Raw genomic sequence first — 20,070 nt, 5'->3', positions numbered from 1 at the left:
GAAAACACGATGGCCGATACGCTGTCAGCGGACTTCGTCGTCATCGGTTCAGGGATCATCGGTTCGCTGGTCGCTCGCAAGCTTGCGCTCACCGGCGCGTCGGTTGTCATTCTCGAAGCCGGCCCACGCGTCACGCGCGGCGAACTGGTAGCACGCTTCCGCAATTCGCCGCGCCGCAGCGACTGGATGTCGCCTTATCCGCCCGCGGCCTGGGCACCGCATCCGATCTATCAGCCGGAGCCGAACAACTATCTCGTACAGGCCGGACCCTACCCCTACGCCGCCGAGTATGTTCGGCAGGTCGGCGGCACGACATGGCATTGGGCGGCCCATGCCTGGCGCAATCTGCCCAACGATTTCAAGATCAAAACCCTGTATGGCGTCGGCGTCGACTGGCCGATGAGTTATGACGACATCGAGCCCTTCTACCAGGAGGCCGAGGAGATCATGGGCGTTTCGGGCGCGCCCGACACCGGCTCGCCGCGCAACAAGCCTTTCCCGATGGAGCCGGTCGCCGAGCCTTTTGCCATGCGACGCCTGCGAGAGCGGCTCGCCTCCGACTACCCGGTCGTGACCAACACCACGGCGCGCAACAGCCGGCCCTATGACGGCCGGCCGGCCTGCTGCGGCAACAACTCCTGCCAGCCAATCTGCCCCATCGATGCCCAGTACCATGGTGGGCTCGCGGCGGCCGCCGCCGAGACGGCCGGGGCAAAGCTGGTTCCCAACGCCAATGTCTACAAGCTCGAACATGACGAGAAGGGCCGCATCGCGGCGGCGCTTTACTACGATCCCGACAAGGTCTCGCACCGGGTCACCGGCAAGACCTTCATAGTCGCTGCCAACGGCATCGAAAGCCCGCGCCTGCTGCTGCTGTCGGCCAGCGGCAAGTTCCCGAAGGGCCTCGCCAACAGCTCCGACATGGTCGGCCGCAATCTGATGGATCATCCGAGCACCTCGCTGACCTTCGACGCCGACGAGGAGGTATGGCTGGGACGGGGGCCGCAAAGCCCGAGTTCGATCAATACGATGCGCGACGGCGCGTTCCGCTCCGAGCACGCTCCCTACCGGCTGGATTTCACCAACATCTCGCGTGTCGATGGTGCCACGAAAAGTCTAATCGCGGCCGGCGTTTATGGTACGGAACTGGAGAAGCGCCTGCGCTACAGTGCGGCCCGCGAGATGAACGTGAAGAACGTGCTCGAGGTGCTACCGGATCCCGAGCACCGTATAACCCTGAGCTCCGAGAAGGATGCGATGGGCATTCCGAAGCCCGAAGCGCATTATGCGATCGGCGACTACACGAAGCGTGGTCATGAGCGCTCCCAGCAGGACTTCCGCCGCATCGCCGAACGGATGGGTGGCACCAACCTGCGCTTCAGCAGGGACGGCGATTTCGCCAACAACCAGCACATTTGCGGCACGCTCAGCATGGGCAGCGACCCCAAAACCTCAGTCTGCGATCAATGGGGACGTGCGCACGACCACGAGAACCTCTTCCTGGCGAGCACCGGCGTGCTGCCGACTTCCGCGACCTGCAACTCGACGGAGAACGGCCTGGCCGTCGCCCTGCGCTCGGTGGCGCATATTCTGGGGCGGAAGAGCGCCTCGCTTGCCACTCCCATGAGCGAAGCGAAGAGATGAGCCGCGCGATGCATCGCCTGTTTTCCGGTTTCGCGCTTGCCCTGGCGTTGTCCGTGCCCGGCACGTCAGACGCGCAGCAGTCCACCGGGGCCGCGGTCGATCAGATCGCGCATGGAAAATACCTCGCCACGGCATCCGATTGCATGGCCTGCCATACGGCGCCCGGCGGCGCGGCCATGGCCGGCGGCCTTTCCATTGCCACGCCCATCGGCCCGATCGTTGCCACCAACATCACGCCGTCGAAGGCAAACGGCATCGGCAATTACACGCTTGAACAGTTCGACGCCGCGTTGCGCAAAGGCGTGCGGGCGGACGGCAGGCAGCTCTACCCAGCGATGCCCTATACCTCTTATGTGCAGCTGTCCGACGACGACGTCGCCGCGCTCTACGCCTATTTCATGAATGACGTGGTGCCGGTCGAAACCCGCCCTGCTGAAACGAAATTGCCGTTCCCGTTCAACATCCGCCTGTCGATGGCCGCCTGGAACCTGCTGTTCCTCGACAAAGGCCCGTTCAAGCCCGATCCCGCGCATAACGCCGAATGGAACCGGGGCGCCTATCTCGTGCGTGGGCCGGCGCATTGCGGAAGCTGCCATACACCGCGCAATCTGTTCATGGCGGAAAGGACGTCGAGCGAAATGGCCGGGGGCGAGGTTGGCTTCTGGCATGCGCCCAACATCACATCCGACCCCAACAGCGGGATTGGTGGATGGACCGTCGAAGAACTGATCACCTATATGCGCGACGGCCACGCTTCAGGAAAAAGCCAGGCCGCTGGCCCGATGGCAGAAGCAATCGACTACAGCTTGCGGTTTTTGACCGAGGAGGACCTGAAGGCGATCGCGGTTTACCTTAAAACGGTTTCGCCTATTCGTGACCCGGCCGACACGAAGCCGGTCTTTGACTGGGGCGTACCGTCAGATGAGCTGGCTAGCATCCGCGGCGTGGCGCTGCCGTCGAACCCGGACGCCATGAGCGGTCCGCAGATTTACGATGCTTATTGCGCAACCTGCCACCAGGCGCAGGGACAGGGCAGCTTTAAGGGCGGCCTGCCGTCGCTGCTGCACAATACCGCGTTGGGCAGGACCAATACCAACAATCTGGTGATGGTCATCCTGGATGGGCTGCGCCGCCAGCCGGATGTTTTTATGCCGGGCTTCGCCAAGGAGCTTTCGGATACGCAGGTTGCAACCCTGAGCAACTATCTGATCCAGCATTTCGGCAACCCGGCGGCCAAGGTCTCTGTCGAACAAACAGCCTCGGTTCGGAGCGGAACAACAAGCACCGTCCTCGTCACTCTCGCGCAGACGGCCATGGCGGCGGGGGGGCTTGTCGTGATTGTACTTATCAGTTGGTTCCTTGTGCGGCGGAATAAAAGCAGGCGCACAGCGCAGATCGGAGGATAATCTCGTTTTTGACTGTTGCGCATGCAGAACTGGCAGCATTTGGAAGACTAGGAAGGTGATGGCGACGTAATTCCGGAATCGCGACCGCGAGATAGGATGGCGGCGTTACGCTGACGGAGTGCGGTTAGATTCAGGTCAACTGGCACCTCGAAACAATCGAAGATTTCGCGATCGCGATGGTCGATGAGCTCGAGCCTCCTGCCCACAGCCGCAAACGCTTCACCGGCGGATACTGGCCAAGGGGCAGCGTCAGAAGGAGATTATGATGGCTGGGCATGACTCCTCCCGAAGTGCATCTGCAGTCCTGGCGGACATGGCCAAGCTGCTGCCCGATCTCGAGGCGCTCTACAAGGACGTTCACGCCCATCCCGAACTGTCGATGCAGGAGACGCGAACCGCGAGCCTCGCCGCGGACAAGCTCAGGAAAGCCGGCTTCGAGGTGACAACTGGCGTGGGTAAGACGGGCGTGGTCGGATTGCTTCGCAACGGCGAGGGGCCGACGGTCATGCTCCGGGCCGACATGGACGCGTTGCCGATCGCCGAGAACACTGGCCTGGACTATGCCAGCAAGGTCACAGCGACGGATGCCGAAGGCAGCACCGTCCCGGTGGGCCATATGTGCGGCCATGACATGCACGTCGCCTGGCTGGTCGGTGCGGCGACGTTGCTGTCGCAGGCGCGCGGTGCCTGGAAGGGCACGTTGATGGCCGTCTTCCAGCCCGGCGAGGAAACCGCGCAAGGCGCTCAGGCGATGATCGATGACGGTCTGCTTCAACGTTTCCCAACGCCCGTTGTCGTGCTTGGCCAGCATGTCATGGTCGGCCCCGCCGGCAGCGTTGCCGGAAGCGCTGGACCGATCACGTCCGCTGCAGACAGCCTGCAAATCCGCCTGTTCGGGCGCGGCGCGCACGGGTCGATGCCGCAGGCCAGCATCGATCCCGTCGTCATGGCGGCATCCGTGGTCCTGCGGCTCCAGGCTATCGTGTCCCGCGAGGTTGCCGCAAACGACGCGGCAGTGGTCACTGTGGGCGTGCTACAGGCAGGCACCAAGGAAAACGTCATACCCGACGACGCCGTCATCAAGCTCAATGTGCGTACGTTCGACGAAGGCGTGCGCAAGCATGTGCTCGCCGCCATCGAGCGGATCGTCAACGCTGAGGCCGAAGCCTCCGGCGCGCCGCGCAAACCGGAGATCACGCCGCTCGATCGCTACCCTCTGAACGTCAATGACGAAACCGCCAGCAACCGCATCGCCGCAGCGTTTCGTGGGTATTTTTCGCCCGATCGGGTGAAGCATACTGGTCCCGCCCCTGCGAGCGAGGATTTTGGTTGCTTCGGCACCGCATGGCAGGTGCCTTCGGTATTCTGGTTCGTGGGTGGCAACGATCCCAAGGTCTATGCCGAGGCCAAGGCGGCCGGCAAGCTGAACGAACTGCCTGTCAATCACAGCCCGCAATTCGCGCCGGTTCTGCATCCTACGCTGGAAACGGGCGTCGAGGCACTGGTTGTCGGAGCGCTCGCTTGGCTGGGCGCAAAAACAACATGAACTGCTCTACCCGATTGCACCGGAGGTCAGTCTCATTTGAATGCTGTTCGGTGCTTTCGTCCGGATGCGCCAGGATTTCGCGGGCGGATTCGTCATGATCGCGATCGAAACCTTTGTGCGAATTCTTGACCTGGGCGGCACCTTCGTTTTCGCGATCAGCGGGGCGGTTGCCGCAGTCAATCGCCGCCTCGATATCTTCGGTATCCTCGTCCTATCGTTCGTCACCGGCAATTTTGGCGGCATCACTCGTGACGTCCTCATCGGCGCCATCCCGCCTGCCGCTCTGACGGATTGGCGGTATCTGCTGGTCTCAGTCCTGGCCGGGCTCATCACCTTCTTCTGGTATGCAGGCGTCGACAAGCTGCGTAGCCCCGTCCTCTTGTTCGACGCGGTGGGCCTTTCGTTTTTCGCGGTGGTCGGTGCACAGAAGGCGCTCGAGTTCGGACTAAACCCGGTGATGTCAGCGCTTCTGGGAATGATGACCGGAATCGGCGGAGGCATGACGCGCGATGTTCTGCTTGCGGAGATTCCACACGTGTTGCGTTCCGATTTATACGCCGTCGCAGCGCTGACCGCCGCGTCTTTCGTTGTTGTCGGCCATGTGCTCGGCCTTTCCTATGGCGTTTCAGCGCTGGCTGGAGCCGCCGTGTGCTTCGGCCTTCGTTTCATGGCGATCAGGCGTGGTTGGCATCTTCCGATTGCGCATCTCTCCGCGCAGCGGCGTGCCGAAAGAGACAATTCGGACGAGGAGCGACGGCGATGAACGCCCCAATTAGCGTCCTCGACCAGGCGAACGCTCAGGGGGAAGCGAAAATACAGCTACGCCGCATGGGCGATGATCGCCGGTGGGAAACGATGGCGCGTGTAGATGATGGGCAGAAGACCTATACGGTTACTCGACCAATGAGGAGGTCGATGTCGTCGCGATGGCGCGCCGCGCCGGCCATGCCATCGGGCTTGCTAATTTCGTTGCAACCAAACCCCTGTCTGATCCCCCGGTCCGAGGCGGCGCGCATACCGTCGGCCGGCGCATCGACACCGCCCGCCAAAGCCGGTCGCGTTCAGGGAGCCCGAGGCCGCAGCGGCGGTGCACCAGCCAAGCCCCCCAGCCTCGCATCGATCGAGTATTTGCCAGCTCCCGTGACGTAGAGCAGGAAGAGGCCACCCATGATGCTGACGTTCTTGTAGAAGTTGATCATGTTCTCATAGTGGTCGGCCCCGGCCATGGTCCAGAAGGGATGACCGATGAACGCGCTGGCAATGGTGTAGAGTGCCAGCACCACTGCCAGGGGCCGTGTCCAGACACCAAGAATGACTGCGATGGACACGAAAAATTCGACCACGATCGCCACGAGGGCGGCAATCATCGGCAGGGGGACGCCGATCTGCGTCATGTAGGCAACGGTCCCGGAGTAATCGGTGAGCTTGCTCCAACCGAATATCAGGAACAGCAGAGCAAGCAGGATTCGAGCAATCAGAATGACCTCATCCTTGATCCTCTTGGCGCCGAAGTCGGTCATGATCCGCCTCCATGTTCATCGGTGGGTTGCGATCTCTGCCGGGTGCCCTCAACCACTCTGATTTTACTCCCTTTTGGATTCCGGAGTAGGGTTAATTGCGCCTTCGAAACTGAACGCCTCGAGGACTTCTTCTACGATTGACCAATCTACGACCCAAAGAGCGTGCCATCGCCGGGCTAGGCTGGGAACTGGCCCACAATCGGGGCATGCGCATTGTCGTGGCCATCCCGGATGCGGACTTTTACCGCGTTTGTCCCTGTCTGGAGGCTCTTCTCGACTTCCCTCAGGGAGAGCCCACCATGGTCCTCGCGACGGACACAACTCCTGACCTCGTCGACGTTGACGATAACGGAGAGATAGTCGGGCCGGCACGATGACGATGTCAACATTCGGGATATTTCGGCGATAACGAACTTAAGAGGTCGGTATATCAGGAATCTCGACCGCTTGCGGGAGACTATCTATCGCCCAGCGATAGGCGCTATCGAGGACGAAGTTCAGCTCGTTCAACTATTCCGAACAGATGTCGAGCGCGAGGGGCTTTGTCGCGCCAGCTCCGCCGTTTCGCAACTCGCGGGTATGGTTACCGGCCGGTTGGTAGTTGCAGCTCGCGGACCCCTCGGTTGGGGGCAGGCCGAGCTTGCCGAGAGGGCGGGCATCCGTCGACAGACGCTTGCGGAGATGGAAGGTGATGTACGGCGCCCGCAGGTCCGCGTTCGTAACGCCATTCTTGGGGTGTTGGAAGCCGAAGGAGTTCGCTTCGCAGAGGTGGGCGGGGCTTGCGGCGTCCTGAATGCCGGAGCCGGCAAACCATGATGCCTTCGATCCGTTGATCGTGCTTACACTTTGCCTGTGCCGGTGATGCCGGCGACGCTCCTTGCCTCCGAAAGTTCGCGGTTTTTGACCTTCGTCAAGACCGAGCGGGCATTTCCGTGCGTCATATTGCTTCTCATGTCCGCATGGCTTGCGGGAGATAGCCCGTCCCTCGTCAGCCGGCACGAAGGCAAGGTTGGGACCGCGTCATGGCACAGAAAGCGATCAAACTCGCGGGGTTCGCGTTCTTCGTCCTGTTCGTATCGGGAGCTCTTTTCCCTCTTCAAGCCGACGCGGATGAAGCAGGGAAGGCAGAATACGACAGCAGATGCGCGAGCTGCCATGGGCGAGGCGGCGCCGGCGATGGCGTGGTCGCTCCCGCCCTGAGAACCAAGCCTTCCGACCTGCGGAGGCTAACGCGGAATAACGGTGGTGTGTTTCCTGAACGTTTTCTTGTGAACGTTATAGATGGTCGGAAGTCGCTTCGCGCTCATGGCAATTATGAGATGCCGGTTTGGGGACGCGATTTGTCCAATGGTAATGCGGAAACATCGGAATCCGCAAATATTAAATCAATCGTCGATTATCTTAAAAGCATACAACAGTGAGCCCATAGAGAGTGGATTGGTTTCAATCCATTGAGATATTTCAAATCTCAATCTTGCTTTCGATCCATCGAGTGCGAGCGGGTGTTCTCGGAACGGCTGCGGCTTTCTCCGACGGGTAGCCTATGATGATTGGAGCGATCGGCATGAACCCAGCCGGGAGCTCGATGGCGCGCCTGCCATCTTCCGTTTCAAGCCAGCGCTGCGCGAGACCGCTCCAGCATGAGCCGAGTCCGAATGCATGAGCGGCCAGCATGAGGTTCTCCGCAGCAAGCGTTCCATCTTCGACCGCCCATTCTCCAGTTCGCGCCGAGACAACGATCAAGGCCGGCGCGTGATAGAGAATGTTGAAATTGGGATCGTGCATGTGAGCGTGAATTGGTCGTGGCGGAGCGCGTTCAGCAACGTTGCTCATCAGCTCCTTCGCTGCTCCTGCAATCCGGTCCAGTCGCTCGTACTCCTGGATGATCGCGAAATCACAAGGCTGCTCATTGATCGCGCTTGGAGCTTGGATCGCCGCATCGATCTGGCGCTCGATGACCGGCCTGGATACCGGCTGGGGGGAAAATGCGCGGGTCGCCCGTCGACCATTTAGGGCTTCGAAGAATTCCATGGCGTTCTCCTCCCTGCCGCCAGAATTGAGCAAGTTGGGGCGCTAACCTTGATCCGGATCAATAAGCCATCGATCTTGAGTTCGTTGCGCGGAGTCCGGACCGCCTTATCTTCGAGTTCGGGCATTCAGCCGCGGGCAAGCTGAAGCGTGTGCTGATCGATCGGCAGTCGCTTCAATATCGCGACCTTAAGCGCATCGAGGACCGGGCCGAAGCGAGCGCTGGCCATTGCTCGGCACGAGCATGCTTCCAGGCTCGTCGAACCGGACATCAGACCTGACGTTCGGGAGCCGGGCAGGGAGCAAGGCCCGCTGGACATGGAGTTCGCGGCTTGCCCTCGCCGGTTGATTCATGGCGCCCCTGCCTGGCTGGATCGTGATTGCGCTCTATGGAACCAGATCCAGGCAAGCTGACCCTTGATGGCTGTCACGCCGGGAACATTTTCGGCGGCGATGCGGGCGAGTACCTCACGCGTTCATCGAATATCACGCCCGAGAGCGCCGCAATTTCCGAAACGATCTCCCAAGAAATCCGTCGACTATGGTCGTTTCGCCGAGACGGCGTGGTCACCGAGGAGAACCCAATGATCGCCATCTTTCGCGTAGGAGCGCTTGACCGCGGCCCAGGCGATGCGGTGGGCGATTTCCTCGCGTTCGGCATCGGCAGCATGGGAAGCAAAGGCATGGTTGAAGGTTGCGCGGTAGATATCCTGAGCATGCTCGGGCAGATGACCGCGCACCGTTGGCGGCAGGTCCATGTTAGCGGCATAGGGCATGGAGAAGTCCTCCGAGCGCGACGCTGCGCTGATGAAGACAGGCAGCATCCCGACGGCGCCGATATTCGTCGATTCACCGCTTGCGACCAAGGCGAGCGGGGTCTTCGAGAAACACGCGGGCGACATGGCCAACGGTGACGCCTTGCTCGAGACCTTGCAGGATCGCCAAGTCCGGTTCACGGAATCCGTCGAGCAAAGCAAGGCCATCGACCGCTTTCGCGGCTTTCATATCGTGATCGCAGCAAGCGGCATGTGCGATGCGGGACGCATACGGCATCATTTGAAGGAATGGCTGTGGCGCGGTACCGCGACGATCCTGTTCGTCGGCTTCCAAGCGCAGGGGACGCTCGGTACGGAAGGCTCTCATGTCCGAGTGAGCTTTGGCCGCTCGATGGCAGCCGATCCGCGGGATTGTCTTAGCGGGACATAACTTCGCGAATGAGACTGATGAAGGTCCGCAGACGCAGCCCGTCGGCAGTCCTTGATCATCGTCAAGGAGGAAGCCCAGTTCCTAAAGCGACGCGATTGCGATGGGCTGGTTCTGCCTACGTTTCGGAGATGCGAAGAGGCCTGCTTGACGAGTATCAAGGAGATTTCTCTGGGCGGCACGATAGTGATTCTTCGTCCGGAGACTCGTCATGCAGATGACCAGCCAGAATGAAACGATCTGCTTCCTCGGTTCATGCGACACTTTCGGCGGTGGAGCGGAGTGGATGGAACTGATCTCCACCCACATTTCGGTCGTCTTGCTGATCGGATCCCGCGCCCTCAAGCTGAAACGCGTGGTCAAGCTCGCCTACGTGGACCTATCGACGCCGGAACGGCGGTTGGCGATGTGCGAGCACGAACTGATGCTGAACCGTCGGACGGCTCCGGGTCTCTATCGCGCGGTCCATCGCATTACGCGCGAACGAAACGGCGAGCTCGCGTTGAACGGCCTCGGAGAGCTGGTCGACGCCGTTCTGGAAATGGAACGCTTCAATGACACCTTCCTCTTCGATCGAATGGCGCAACGGGACCGTTTGATCACGTCCGACATCTCTGAGCTCGCGGGCGCGATCGCTCGATTTCATCGAGCAGCGCCCGTCTCGTCGGATGGCGAGGGGGCCAAGCGGATGGAGCGCGTACTTGCTGTCAATGAGCGAGCTTTCGCCGATGCGGATATTCTCTCGCGCAGCCAAATCGAACCCGTCGTGACGGGCTGTCGGGAAGCGCTCGCGCGTCATGCGGGCTTGCTGGACCAGAGGGCTCGCGAGGGAAAGGTCCGGCGCGGGCATGGCGACCTGCATCTGCGCAACATCTGTCTGTCCGAGGGCAAACCGTTGCTCTTCGATTGCCTCGAGTTCGATGAGGACCTGGCGACCGTGGATGTTCTCTATGATCTCGCGTTCGTTCTCATGGACCTCTGGCACCGCAAGCTTGAAGCGCTCGCGAACGTCCTTTTCAATCGCTATCTCGACGCCTTCGACGACGAACTTGGAATCCGACTGCTGCCATTCTTCATGGCGGTCAGAGCGGCGGTCCGCGCTCATGTCGTTGCGGTCAACAGTGGGAGACCGGAGTCCGACCGGTTGAGCGAGGCGAGAGGCTATCTCGACCTTTGCCGCCGCCTGCTACGAGCCGGAACTCCTCTGCTGGCCGCCGTGGGCGGCTATTCAGGTTCGGGGAAGTCAACGCTTGCAGCGAGGCTCGCGCCAATGCTGGGGCCGCCTCCAGGCGCCCGCATAGCCGCGACGGATCGCATTCGAAAAAAGCTGTATGGCGTTCCGGTAGAGACCCGACTACCGACGGATGCCTATAGTGTGGATGTCTCCGTTCGAAGCTACTCGGCTATGATGCAGACAGCGGATATGGCGTTGATGCAGGGTCATGCCGCCATCGCCGACGCCGTGTTCGACCACCGGATCGATCGCGAGCGGATCGGGGAGGTGGCTCGACGTGCCGGGGTGCCTTTTTGCGGGCTTTGGCTCCAGGCGTCGCGAGAGATGCTTTTGGAGCGCGTCTCGGCGCGCCGTGGTGATCCATCCGATGCCACGCCCAGCGTCGTAATCGATCAGATTTCCCGGCATGGGGCAGCGACGGAATGGACGAGAATCGCGGCACAGGAGAACATCGGCATCGTCGCCACGGCCGCTTTTGCAGCGATCGGGTTACACGCTGGAGCCCCGGCGGTTTGGCCAGTCCAATCTATGCGCGACCAGTGACACGTGCGGTGTAGGCATAGGCTTGCCGTCGTGCTTGCGTGGAACTTCAGTCGAGCAGCATGCGCAGGCGCGTGGCCAGCTCCCGCGCGGTATATGGTTTCTTGAGCCAGCTTCCTTCCGCGAGCTCGCGTCCGGCGAGGCTGGGTTCGGCATAGCCGGATGTGAAGAGGACCTTCAGGCCCGGGCGAAGAAGGCGAGCTTCCCTGGCAAGTTCATCGCCGAACATGCCTCCGGGCATGATAATGTCGGTGAAAAGTAGTCGGATTTCTGGGTGCTCGGCAATCAGCGACAGCGCTTCCTTGCCGTCGGCTGCCTGGATGACGCGATATCCTTCCTCTTCGAGGCGCGCGATGACGACCTTTCGTACGCGGGCATCGTCCTCGACCACGAGGATACATTCGTCCGCGCGCGGCTTAACGGCAGGAACCGGATCGATGTTGCTCGTATCGGCAACGCGTTCCGGATTGGCGGCGGGAAGAAACAATCGGACGGTCGTTCCCTCGTTGAGTTCGCTGTACAGTTGGATGTGGCCGCCGGATTGACGTGCGAAGCCGTAGACCATGCTGAGTCCGAGCCCCGTCCCGGCGCCCACACCTTTCGTGGTGAAGAAGGGGTCGAATGCGCGTTGCTTGACCTCTTCGGTCATCCCGAATCCGGTATCGGAGACGCTGATAAGAACGTAGTCGCCCAGCCGAACCTGCGGGTACATCCGGACATAGTCGGGATCGAGGTGAATTCGCGCGGTCTCAACCTTGAGGCGTCCGCCGCGCGGCATCGCGTCCCGGGCATTGAGAGCAAGGTTCAGCAATGCATTTTGCAACTGGGTCGTGTCGACGAGCGCCGTCAGAGAATGGCCGGTGGCGACGGTCTGCAATTCGATGGTTTCGCCAAGAGTTCTCCGCAGCAGCTCGGCGAACGTCGACACGAGCTGCTCTATATCCGTGAGTTTTGCATTGAGGGCTTGCCGCCGGCCGAAGGCGAGAAGTTGGCCCGTGAGTTTGGCTCCATCATCGGCCGCTCCCTGTGCCTCGCGTAGCAGGTCTCGCAACCGGCCGTCTTCGAGACGTCGTTCGATCATCTCCAGGTTCCCGCTGATCACCGTCAGCAGGTTGTTGAAGTCGTGCGCGATCCCGCCGGTGAGCTGACCGATGGCCTCCATCTTCTGGGATTGGCGCAATTCCTCCTCCATCCGGTGTCGGCTGGTCAGATCGCGGACGAAGCCGGTAAAAATGCGCTTGCCGCTGGCTTCGGCTTCCCCAACTGCGAGTTCCATTGGAAATGTCGTTCCGTCCTTGCGTTGGCCGGAGACTACGCGCCCAAACCCGATGATTCGCCGTTCGCCGGTCGTGAGGTAGCGATTGATGTATCCGTCATGCCGCCTCCGATCGGGATCGGGCATGAGGACCTTGACGTTTTGCCCGCAGACTTCGTCGGCCATGTACCCGAACAGCCTCTCCGCGGCCTTGCTGAAGGACATCACGATACCGGCTTCGTCGATCACCACCATGGCTTCCGGCACTGTTTCGAGGATGGAGAGCAGGTGCGACTGGCGAGAGGCAAGGGCGGTCTGCGCGTTTTTCAGGTCGCTGATGTCGATATTGGTTGCAAGGACGATCAGGTCGCCGGGGGCCTGCCCGGTTACGATCACCCATCGGCTGACCACGGATATCGAGCGTCCGTCCCTGTGGCGCTGGGTCAGCTCTCCCTTCCAGGTTCCGTCCCGGCGCAATTCCGCGAGGATTTCATCGAGGGGCTGCGGAAATTCCGTCCTCAGGAGCTGGCGGACATTCCGACCGAGAGCCTCCCGGGTGGTCCAACCGTAGAGATCCTCGCAGCCACCGCTCCAACGAATTATCGTGCCGTCGAACTCGTAGACCAGGATATTGGCGTCATCGAGAACCTGAACCAGGCTCCGCTGACTGATCGCCCTTGGCCCGCGCGTTACCGTCATGGTCACACGTCAATGCGTTCGCGTGGTCTGTTGGCGGGGAGGTCTGCGGTGCAGATCATCGTGTTCGTCTCCGCCATCGGCAAGGCTCCTCAAGAGTGTCGGCTTGCGAATCGTAAACCGATAGCGCGCGATGGACTGAATGACCCCCCGCTTGATCAGATTCGTCATCGTTCTCGATACTGTTTCGATCGTGAGGCCGAGATAGTCTGCCATGTCGACGCGGCTGATCGGGATTTCGATCTCGGTGGCCGGGTCGTCGTCGTTGCCTGCACGTCTCGCGAGCATGACCAGGAGATCGCACACGCGCTCTTCGGCCTTCTTGCGTGCCAGCAGCACCAGTCTTGCCTGCGCACTCGCCATCTCCTGGCACAGCCAGTTGATGAATTGGGGGCGCAATTGTTCGGAGCTGTCGACCGCCTGCTGAAAGCGATTCCGATTCAAACGCCGGAGTTTCACCTCTCCGACGGCCTCGGCGTCACCGAGAAAGTGTTCGGCCGGAGAAAGGCCGAAGATTTCGCCGGGATAGAAGAAGCCCGTGATGACGCGACTGCCATCGCTGAGAATCTTGGAAACGCGGACGAGTCCGGCCACGATCTTGAAGACGTGCATCGCTGGATCGCCGTCCCGGCAAACGGTCTGGCCACGCCCGAACGTTTCGAGAGGCTGCTGGCTGAAGAGGCCTAACAATCCGGGTTTCGGTTCGCTGTTTGTGACGATGGGCAATGGGGAAGGAAAATTGGACGCCGCATTCACGATGAGCATAGCGCTATCCTCTGCTTCGATCTGGCGACGGGAGGAAAGCGGCGACGCATGGCGCCGCCAAGGTCTGCGTGTTAGCGTGCGTCTAAAATTGTTACGGATTGTAACATCCGATCCGTCGTCCAATCGGTGCAACCCGCGATGGCCGAGCCGACAACCCGAGCCGCCCATGTTCTGGTCGTGGACGACGATCCCCGTATCCGCCAGATGCTGATCCGCTACTTCGAGGAGGAAGGATACCATGTCAGTGCGGTGGCCGACGGACGCGGAATGAGAGACGCGCTACAGCGCAACGCGATCGACATCGTCCTGCTGGACCTGATCCTCGGCAACGGAGAGGACGGACTGATGCTCGCCCGAGAGATCCGCGGCAAGTCGGATGTACCCATCATCATGCTGACAGGGCGGGATGACGTCGTGGACAGGATCGTCGGGCTGGAAATGGGGGCGGATGACTACATTGCAAAGCCGTTCCACCTGCGAGAAGTCTTGGCGAGGTTGCGCACGGTATTGCGCCGACACCATCCGCTCCCGGTGCAAGCGGTCGATGGTGAAGGCGCAGAAGTCATTCGATTCAATGGATGGATTCTCGATCCTCAGGAGCGCCGTCTTGTCACCCCGGAGGGGTCGGATGTTGCGCTGACGACGGGAGAATTCAATATTCTCCTCGTGATGGCCAAGCATCCCGGCCGCGTTTTCTCTCGCGATACGTTGATGAATTTGACGAAAGGCCGAAATTACGAAGCTTTCGACCGGGCGATCGACGCGCAGATCTCGCGCCTGCGCAGGAAGATCGAGCTGGGCAAAAATCCGACGGTCCTGATCAAATCCGTTCGCGGAGTGGGATACGTCTTCACCGGGCAGCGTTCGGTCGACGCGACGTAAATTATCAAGCTGGCGCGGAGCGAAGTTCACGAAAGCCACTTTAGATTGGTCAAGGGGATGCGAGCTCGGATCGGACGCCCGGCAACCTTCACCGGGCCGGGGACCACTGCCAATCGCTCACCTCCGGCATGTCAACACCGTGCTGGCGGATATAGCGCCCGTGCTCGATCAGCGTGCTCGCCACCACACCCGGCGCGCCATGCCCCGGCCCGGCAAGGAAGAGGATGTCGAGATTTCGGGCGCTGATGATGCGATTTAGGTGCAAATAGATAAAGTTCAGACCGGGGGTCGTGCCCCAATGGCCGAGCAACCGTGGCTTGATGTGCTCGATCTCCAGAGGCTCGCGCGGCAGTGGGTTATCCGACAGGTAAATTTGCGCGACCGAGAGATAGTTAGCGGCCCGCCACCACGCCTGCATCAACGCGATCTCCCCGGAACCCAGAGCTGAGTGCGTCACGGTATCGATGTCCCCAAAGGTCATTGCCGTGCTCCATCAAGGGGCTTCAGAAGAGAAATCGATACGACCGCGCCAACGCCGTCCGCTTTGATTTTAAGCAAAGCGGATCCGTCACTCGGAGAGTACGAAAGAGCAGATCCGCGCAGGGATGATCGACCATCATCGTGGCGTCGATCTGTTCGTGGTCCGCCAGAAATGCCGAGCCGCCGAATTCCGTATTCTCGATCGCCCGCGATTGGAGGGAAATCTCATGATGACCGACGTTTTGAGCCGCTACCTCGACACGCGAGCGGGTTTCCGGTTTCTCGTAAGGCCCGCCCGCCCCGACGACGAAGCGGGACTGGCCGAATTCTTCCGGCACGTGACGCCCGAGGATCTGCGCTTTCGCTTTCTGACCACGGTCAAGGAGGTCGGACATGATCGCTTGGCGGCCATGACGAAGCTCGAGGACAGGCAGACCGAAAACTTCATCGCCTTCACCGATGACGGGAAGAAGATCGTCGCCGCCGGCATGCTCGCTTGCGACGCCGACTTGAAGAAAGGGGAGGTCGCGATCTCGATCCGACGCGAATATAAGCATAGAGGCGTGGGCTGGGAGCTGCTAAGGCACATTTGCAAGTTCGCCGAGAATAAGGGCGTGAAAGCCGTCGAATCTCTCGAGGATCGACAAAATCACGAAGCAATCGAGATCGAGATCGAGCAGGGGTTCGAGGTTGATGAATGCCCCGACGATGTTCGTCTTGTCGTGCTCAGAAAGAAATTCAAGTAATCTTGGACAGGGGCGGTGGCCGAAAGTCCCAGCACTCGGCAGCAACCCGCCGACCTGATGGGGTCCGTTTGGTAGCATCCGGATCCCTTTGACGGTGCGTGAGCAATTGGAGGTCGTTGAGGAACGGAAGGGTGTGCGCGCCGGGCTCGTGGGCTAGGAGACGTCCCCGAGGAGCCCCTCGCTCCGCTCCGGCGAATTCGGCAACGGGAGGGAAGGTTGTCGAAGTGTTCGCCGTCGAATGCGATCTGGACACGGAGCGCTTTCGTTGCAGAACCGAAGTCGAGAGCGAATGCCGCGCGGCAGCGGTCGAATCCACCGATCTCCGGAGATCGACCGGGTGCGATCCTGGCAGCGCAATTCGCACTGCTCAATCATCTCGAGACGATGCTATCCGGCAAGGTCGCTTGAGCCGCCGGTATCGGGCGGCTTGCTATCTGCTTTTACGATACTTGCGTTGAAATGGTATAATGTTGGACGGTGCTTTTCGGTTTTGTGTCTTAAGCAATTCCGTCAGCGCGTCTTCAATATATTTTCGAAGATGATTATCGATTGAGGATTGACCCATGATACAGAAATACGCGCTCAACAGAAGTGTGTTGCATTGATCGTAGTCTGATTTTGTATCCTGGTTGCCTTTCATAATCGACCTCACGCGTCGCATGACGTTAACATTATAGCCGAGACGGATGAACACTGCCCAACGTGTTTGGCTGTGACTGTCCTTTGATGTCGAGCAAAGCGGATTGCAGCGGGGCAATGCCGAGGGCACGAATTCAGCCGGATCTCTTGAGATCCCTCATGGCCGAACGGCCCTCTTGCTTGGCAGGGAACTCTCTCACCGAGTTCGCGGACGGCAATCAGGCGGTTTCGGGTGGCGGCCTGGCCTCCTATCTCGCTTCTCCTGCAAAGGGCCGCCCCGCAGCGTGTCGATCCGCTCGATTTTTCCGCTGGGCCAAATCCGAAGAACGCTCCCGTCGTCGCGCATCAGGTAGGCCGGAATCGAAGCGGAGTGCGTTCGCCGAACGCTTCGCACTTCGCTTATCGTCAGCCGGGTCGCAGGCATGATCGCTCCTTGCCATCAATCAGCCTTCGAGACTGTTCAAAGGGACCGGCCGAGACGCCCATCTCAGCCGGTCTGACGCTTTTTGGGAGGCTCCTCAGGCGACCGCGAGATGATCCACGACGACATTGACGCCAGGGGCCGCCCAGGCGGCTCGCTCGGCGAGCACGCGTTCGTGCCAGGCACTCACCTTTCCCTCGAGGGTCACACGACCGCCCGATACGAGCACGCGGATCTGGTTCGCCTCGAGTTCCGCGTTGCGTTTCAACGCGTCCTCGATCCGATGCTTGATGTCACCGGCTTGGACGGCGGGCTTGATGACGATGTTGTTGGTGATCCCGATCACGCCCGACAACTTCCGAACGGCGGATTCTGCGGCGCTGCTTTGGAAGTACCAGGCAACCTCGCCGGTCAGGGTGACCCAGCCCTTCTGGACCTTGAGCTGGACCTTGCCGTTGGGAATGGTGGTGTCCCATTCGATGATCTTGAGCGCCCGCTGCGCGATTTCGTCATCATTGGACTTCTGATGTGACGGCCAACGGACCTCGATCTCCTGCGCGATGGCTCGGACGCCTTTCACCCGTTGGACGACACGCTCTGCCATCAACTTCTCGGCGAAGCTGCCGACATGCCCGGATAAAGTGACGACGCCGTTGTCGGCGGCGACGCCGATATGCGCCGCATTGATGCTGGGTTCGAATTCCAGCTCGTTCAGCACGCTTTCGCGAAGTGATAGATCACTCATGGCGACCTCCTGCGTTTCGATACGATTGGTATTCTAAAGTGTCGTACCAAATTGAATTTGATTATTATCAATTTACAAATATATTTCTCTTTACCGTCCGTATTAGTCGAATAATTTTTCTCCAAATTCAATGAGACATAAAAAGGGGGACGGGCGAATTTTTGAGAAGGTCGCCCGTAACACCTCCGAAAATCCATTCAAACGTGCGGTAGTGCCCGTAAGCGCCCGATACTATCAGGTCGCTACCCTCCTCCAACGCAGCATTCACGATGGCATCGGCGCAGGAGCCGGATCCCGACGCACGGATCAAATGCCGAGCGGTGACCCCATGTCGTGCCAGATGCGTGCAGACATCCTCTGTGCCCTTGACACTTGTTTCCTCCCCAACAGAAAGAACAGTCACGGTTTCAGCGCGTTGGAGAAATGGCAGAGCATCAAGCACGGCGCGCCGCGCTTCCCGCGTATCCTTCCAGGTGACGATGATGCTACGGGCCAGAACTTCTCGGCTGTCGTGCGGGACCACGAGTACCGGCCGCCCCAGTCCCAACACGGCATCGCCTGGGTCGATCGTCATGAGGCGGCGGGAAGTGCCCGAAGATGACCTTGTGACGATGATGAGATCGACCGCTCGTGCTTGGCTGGCGATGAAGTCCAGCGGGCTTTGAACATTGCTACGCCATTCAATATCGGAAAGATGGCTGGCACCGCGTCTGAAATTTGCCTCTGCCTGCGCCAAGTCTTCTAGGGCCGCGTTGCGCGCGTTCTCGATAAGGATCGAGCGTGCCGTCGCTAGACCATCTTCGAGATAGGGAAGCGTTGCCTCTTCGGCGGCTATGCCGATCAGGTGGCTGCCGAAACGGGACGCGAGCGAAGCGGCCAGCGCAACACGATTTTCAGCGCTGCTCGACAGCCCAACGCAAACCATGATGCTTGCGAAATTTCGAATTGTCGAAGCCATCGCAAGGGCCTTTCGAATGCGGCTGTCAGGCCGAACGGCGGTGCAGCGCGGAGGCGCAGATTGGCTTCTCAATCCGCGTAGGCGGTGGTTTCAGTTTCAGGGAGGCAACTCGAAACGGCAGTAGCTCCCCATCGTCGGATTCTCTGATTGAGATATGATCGCCCGCTCCAAAGCGGTGCCCTTCAATCCTATAGCCAGGTTCGTCGTCTGCCGTGCTGGTATCGTCGTCGGCGATGCTCCATGTCGCGCCGCCTGACCCGTCGGCCCGGTGCATCAGCCAGCCGTAGCGGTCGGATTCGCCGGTCCAGAAGCGCCGCACGCGGCACTTTTCGCGGCTCCGTCTCCAAGCTTTCGCGTCGAGATGCAGTGTCGAGTCGAGTGGGGCATGAATCTCATAGCCGCAGCCCGGATGACCGTCGGGATAGTTGGCGGTGCGCGCGAGATGGAGTGTTACGTGATACAGCATGGGACTTCTCACGATCGAATACTGTCAATTTCAAACGTTTCGGCATCTCGGGCCGGCGCCGAGCGCTAGCTGATCTATCCGCGGGCTAGGCCGCGCCGGCCCGCACTGTCCGGAGCAGTCAGGCTGCCTTGACGGGGATGAGCTGTTCTTTCGGCTGCGCTTGCGCCTGTCGCGGGATTGCGATGCTCAGGACGCCGTTGGCAAACCGAGCATCAATCTTGTCGCTGACGATGTCGTCCGGCAGCCGGAATGATCGGACAAACGAGCCGTAGCGACGCTCGGAGACATAAGCGTCCTGATCCTTGCGCTCCTTCTCGCTCTTCTTCTCTCCGCTGATGGTCAGGAGCCCGTCCGCGAACTTGACCTGAACATCAGCCGGAGCGATGCCCGGAAGCTCCGCAGTGATATTGTAGAACTCGGCTGTTTTGGAAACGTCGACAGCAGGAACGCTCCCCAAGCGTTCGAAGCGGGGTAGCGACAGATCGAAGGACAGTGGAGCTGCAAAGGGCCTGCCAGAGCGGATGCCAAAATTGTCGAATAGTCGATCCATCTCGCTCCACAAGCGATCGAATCCAGTCATCTCGGATTGGCGGGAGATAGGCTCGTGCGTTCCGCCTGCAACGGGGAGCTTGGTTGCTGCATCTGCCATAATAGCCTCCTGTGAGACATGGCGGGCGGCGTCACCCAGCATCCTTGCGGTCATGCCGCCCGATCGAAGCCCGGCGAATTGAGCCAAGGCTGATCCTCAAACGGTACACGCACCGTTGTTTGCCACCTTGAGAAAAATCAAAATTGCAGGCCGACAGAGCTTGGTCCGAGGCGGGGGGGGCCGCGGGGCATTGTGCTGCGCCCAAGTTGCCAGCAGGGCCTGCCGTTCTAGCGCGATAAGCACACCC

Annotated in this window: 17 protein-coding genes and 2 pseudogenes; 9 read left to right on the top strand and 10 right to left on the bottom strand. The window is 60.4% G+C overall.

The window, feature by feature from the left end; all coding sequences use genetic code 11:
- Window positions 1-9: 9 nt before the first annotated feature.
- The 4 genes from AC1DDA_RS07775 (at window position 10) to AC1DDA_RS07760 (ending at window position 5,359) form a co-directional block, all read left to right on the top strand.
- Window positions 10-1,644, top strand: coding sequence for a GMC family oxidoreductase (locus AC1DDA_RS07775; RefSeq protein ID WP_476795321.1), 1,635 nt, complete (start codon window positions 10-12; stop codon window positions 1,642-1,644).
- Entirely contained in the window at window positions 1,641-3,050 is a 1,410-nt protein-coding gene (locus AC1DDA_RS07770; RefSeq protein ID WP_476795320.1) for a c-type cytochrome, read from the top strand. Before AC1DDA_RS07775 ends, AC1DDA_RS07770 begins: the two co-directional genes overlap by 4 nt.
- A 313-nt stretch (window positions 3,051-3,363) precedes the next feature.
- Entirely contained in the window at window positions 3,364-4,596 is a 1,233-nt protein-coding gene (locus AC1DDA_RS07765; RefSeq protein WP_476795319.1) for a M20 family metallopeptidase, read from the top strand.
- 40 nt (window positions 4,597-4,636) lie between these two features.
- Window positions 4,637-5,359, top strand: a complete 723-nt coding sequence (locus tag AC1DDA_RS07760) for a trimeric intracellular cation channel family protein (protein ID WP_476795318.1) — start codon at window positions 4,637-4,639, stop codon at window positions 5,357-5,359.
- A 298-nt stretch (window positions 5,360-5,657) separates the two neighbouring features.
- Here AC1DDA_RS07760 and AC1DDA_RS07755 read toward each other — a convergent pair whose 3' ends face one another.
- Window positions 5,658-6,116 (bottom strand): DoxX family protein, encoded by a 459-nt coding sequence (locus AC1DDA_RS07755; protein ID WP_476795317.1) that lies wholly within the window; start codon window positions 6,114-6,116, stop codon window positions 5,658-5,660.
- 1,022 nt (window positions 6,117-7,138) lie between these two features.
- Here AC1DDA_RS07755 and AC1DDA_RS07750 point away from each other — a divergent pair.
- Window positions 7,139-7,537: a c-type cytochrome gene (locus tag AC1DDA_RS07750; RefSeq protein ID WP_476795316.1), complete on the top strand. Its 399-nt coding sequence runs from the start codon at window positions 7,139-7,141 to the stop codon at window positions 7,535-7,537.
- Window positions 7,538-7,577: 40 nt separating this feature from the next.
- Here AC1DDA_RS07750 and AC1DDA_RS07745 read toward each other — a convergent pair whose 3' ends face one another.
- Together AC1DDA_RS07745 and AC1DDA_RS07740 are read right to left on the bottom strand one after the other, a co-directional pair.
- Window positions 7,578-8,147, bottom strand: a complete 570-nt coding sequence (locus AC1DDA_RS07745) for a nitroreductase family protein (protein WP_476795315.1) — start codon at window positions 8,145-8,147, stop codon at window positions 7,578-7,580.
- Window positions 8,148-8,683: 536 nt separating this feature from the next.
- The gene (locus AC1DDA_RS07740) at window positions 8,684-8,920 is read right to left on the bottom strand and encodes a ChaB family protein (RefSeq protein WP_441511521.1); all 237 of its coding nucleotides are present in this window, start codon (window positions 8,918-8,920) and stop codon (window positions 8,684-8,686) included.
- Between the two features lie 28 nt (window positions 8,921-8,948).
- On the opposite strand from AC1DDA_RS07740, the pseudogene AC1DDA_RS07735 reads away from it, so the two are divergent.
- Together AC1DDA_RS07735 and AC1DDA_RS07730 are read left to right on the top strand one after the other, a co-directional pair.
- Window positions 8,949-9,272: pseudogene (locus AC1DDA_RS07735) on the top strand (MBL fold metallo-hydrolase); the annotation flags it as partial.
- A 286-nt stretch (window positions 9,273-9,558) separates the two neighbouring features.
- The gene (locus tag AC1DDA_RS07730; protein ID WP_476795314.1) at window positions 9,559-11,124 is read left to right on the top strand and encodes a bifunctional aminoglycoside phosphotransferase/ATP-binding protein; all 1,566 of its coding nucleotides are present in this window, start codon (window positions 9,559-9,561) and stop codon (window positions 11,122-11,124) included.
- A 46-nt stretch (window positions 11,125-11,170) separates the two neighbouring features.
- Here AC1DDA_RS07730 and AC1DDA_RS07725 read toward each other — a convergent pair whose 3' ends face one another.
- Both AC1DDA_RS07725 and AC1DDA_RS07720 read right to left on the bottom strand, forming a co-directional pair.
- Window positions 11,171-13,075 carry a hybrid sensor histidine kinase/response regulator gene (locus AC1DDA_RS07725; RefSeq protein WP_476795313.1) on the bottom strand — a complete coding sequence of 635 codons (1,905 nt, stop codon included), beginning with the start codon at window positions 13,073-13,075 and terminating at the stop codon, window positions 11,171-11,173.
- A 9-nt stretch (window positions 13,076-13,084) separates the two neighbouring features.
- Window positions 13,085-13,837, bottom strand: a complete 753-nt coding sequence (locus tag AC1DDA_RS07720) for a Crp/Fnr family transcriptional regulator (protein WP_476795312.1) — start codon at window positions 13,835-13,837, stop codon at window positions 13,085-13,087.
- Between the two features lie 138 nt (window positions 13,838-13,975).
- On the opposite strand from AC1DDA_RS07720, the gene AC1DDA_RS07715 reads away from it, so the two are divergent.
- Window positions 13,976-14,719 carry a response regulator gene (locus tag AC1DDA_RS07715; RefSeq protein ID WP_441511525.1) on the top strand — a complete coding sequence of 248 codons (744 nt, stop codon included), beginning with the start codon at window positions 13,976-13,978 and terminating at the stop codon, window positions 14,717-14,719.
- Between the two features lie 163 nt (window positions 14,720-14,882).
- On the opposite strand, the pseudogene AC1DDA_RS07710 reads toward AC1DDA_RS07715, so the two are convergent.
- Window positions 14,883-15,137 (bottom strand): annotated as a pseudogene (locus AC1DDA_RS07710) (phosphoketolase family protein); the annotation flags it as partial.
- A gap of 187 nt (window positions 15,138-15,324) precedes the next feature.
- On the opposite strand from AC1DDA_RS07710, the gene AC1DDA_RS07705 reads away from it, so the two are divergent.
- The gene (locus AC1DDA_RS07705; protein WP_476795311.1) at window positions 15,325-15,945 is read left to right on the top strand and encodes an N-acetyltransferase family protein; all 621 of its coding nucleotides are present in this window, start codon (window positions 15,325-15,327) and stop codon (window positions 15,943-15,945) included.
- A gap of 1,157 nt (window positions 15,946-17,102) precedes the next feature.
- On the opposite strand, the gene AC1DDA_RS07700 is transcribed toward AC1DDA_RS07705, so the two are convergent.
- From AC1DDA_RS07700 to AC1DDA_RS07685, 4 genes are all read right to left on the bottom strand, one after another.
- Window positions 17,103-17,750: a BON domain-containing protein gene (locus tag AC1DDA_RS07700; protein WP_476795310.1), complete on the bottom strand. Its 648-nt coding sequence runs from the start codon at window positions 17,748-17,750 to the stop codon at window positions 17,103-17,105.
- A 127-nt stretch (window positions 17,751-17,877) separates the two neighbouring features.
- A complete protein-coding gene (locus AC1DDA_RS07695; RefSeq protein WP_476795309.1) occupies window positions 17,878-18,708 on the bottom strand; it encodes a universal stress protein in 831 nt (276 codons plus the stop codon).
- 25 nt (window positions 18,709-18,733) lie between these two features.
- Entirely contained in the window at window positions 18,734-19,174 is a 441-nt protein-coding gene (locus tag AC1DDA_RS07690; protein ID WP_476795308.1) for a hypothetical protein, read from the bottom strand.
- A 118-nt stretch (window positions 19,175-19,292) separates the two neighbouring features.
- Entirely contained in the window at window positions 19,293-19,910 is a 618-nt protein-coding gene (locus tag AC1DDA_RS07685) for an Hsp20/alpha crystallin family protein (RefSeq protein WP_476795307.1), read from the bottom strand.
- Window positions 19,911-20,070: the final 160 nt, after the last annotated feature.

The sequence above is a fragment of the Allobosea sp. 10N428 genome (assembly GCF_056394545.1).
This window is presented reverse-complemented; position numbering and strand designations above follow the sequence as displayed.

Bases quoted from the DNA above. Each gene is read 5' to 3' on its own strand.
- AC1DDA_RS07725 (WP_476795313.1), bottom strand. From the start codon at position 13,075: ATGACGGTAACGCGCGGGCCAAGGGCGATCAGTCAGCGGAGCCTGGTT.
- AC1DDA_RS07695 (WP_476795309.1), bottom strand. From the start codon at position 18,708: ATGGCTTCGACAATTCGAAATTTCGCAAGCATCATGGTTTGCGTTGGG.
- AC1DDA_RS07770 (WP_476795320.1), top strand. From the start codon at position 1,641: ATGAGCCGCGCGATGCATCGCCTGTTTTCCGGTTTCGCGCTTGCCCTG.
- AC1DDA_RS07745 (WP_476795315.1), bottom strand. From the start codon at position 8,147: ATGGAATTCTTCGAAGCCCTAAATGGTCGACGGGCGACCCGCGCATTT.
- AC1DDA_RS07765 (WP_476795319.1), top strand. From the start codon at position 3,364: ATGGCCAAGCTGCTGCCCGATCTCGAGGCGCTCTACAAGGACGTTCAC.
- AC1DDA_RS07730 (WP_476795314.1), top strand. From the start codon at position 9,559: ATGCAGATGACCAGCCAGAATGAAACGATCTGCTTCCTCGGTTCATGC.
- AC1DDA_RS07715 (WP_441511525.1), top strand. From the start codon at position 13,976: ATGGCCGAGCCGACAACCCGAGCCGCCCATGTTCTGGTCGTGGACGAC.
- AC1DDA_RS07690 (WP_476795308.1), bottom strand. From the start codon at position 19,174: ATGCTGTATCACGTAACACTCCATCTCGCGCGCACCGCCAACTATCCC.
- AC1DDA_RS07705 (WP_476795311.1), top strand. From the start codon at position 15,325: ATGATCGACCATCATCGTGGCGTCGATCTGTTCGTGGTCCGCCAGAAA.
- AC1DDA_RS07755 (WP_476795317.1), bottom strand. From the start codon at position 6,116: ATGACCGACTTCGGCGCCAAGAGGATCAAGGATGAGGTCATTCTGATT.
- AC1DDA_RS07760 (WP_476795318.1), top strand. From the start codon at position 4,637: ATGCTGTTCGGTGCTTTCGTCCGGATGCGCCAGGATTTCGCGGGCGGA.
- AC1DDA_RS07775 (WP_476795321.1), top strand. From the start codon at position 10: ATGGCCGATACGCTGTCAGCGGACTTCGTCGTCATCGGTTCAGGGATC.
- AC1DDA_RS07740 (WP_441511521.1), bottom strand. From the start codon at position 8,920: ATGCCCTATGCCGCTAACATGGACCTGCCGCCAACGGTGCGCGGTCAT.
- AC1DDA_RS07720 (WP_476795312.1), bottom strand. From the start codon at position 13,837: ATGCTCATCGTGAATGCGGCGTCCAATTTTCCTTCCCCATTGCCCATC.
- AC1DDA_RS07700 (WP_476795310.1), bottom strand. From the start codon at position 17,750: ATGAGTGATCTATCACTTCGCGAAAGCGTGCTGAACGAGCTGGAATTC.
- AC1DDA_RS07750 (WP_476795316.1), top strand. From the start codon at position 7,139: ATGGCACAGAAAGCGATCAAACTCGCGGGGTTCGCGTTCTTCGTCCTG.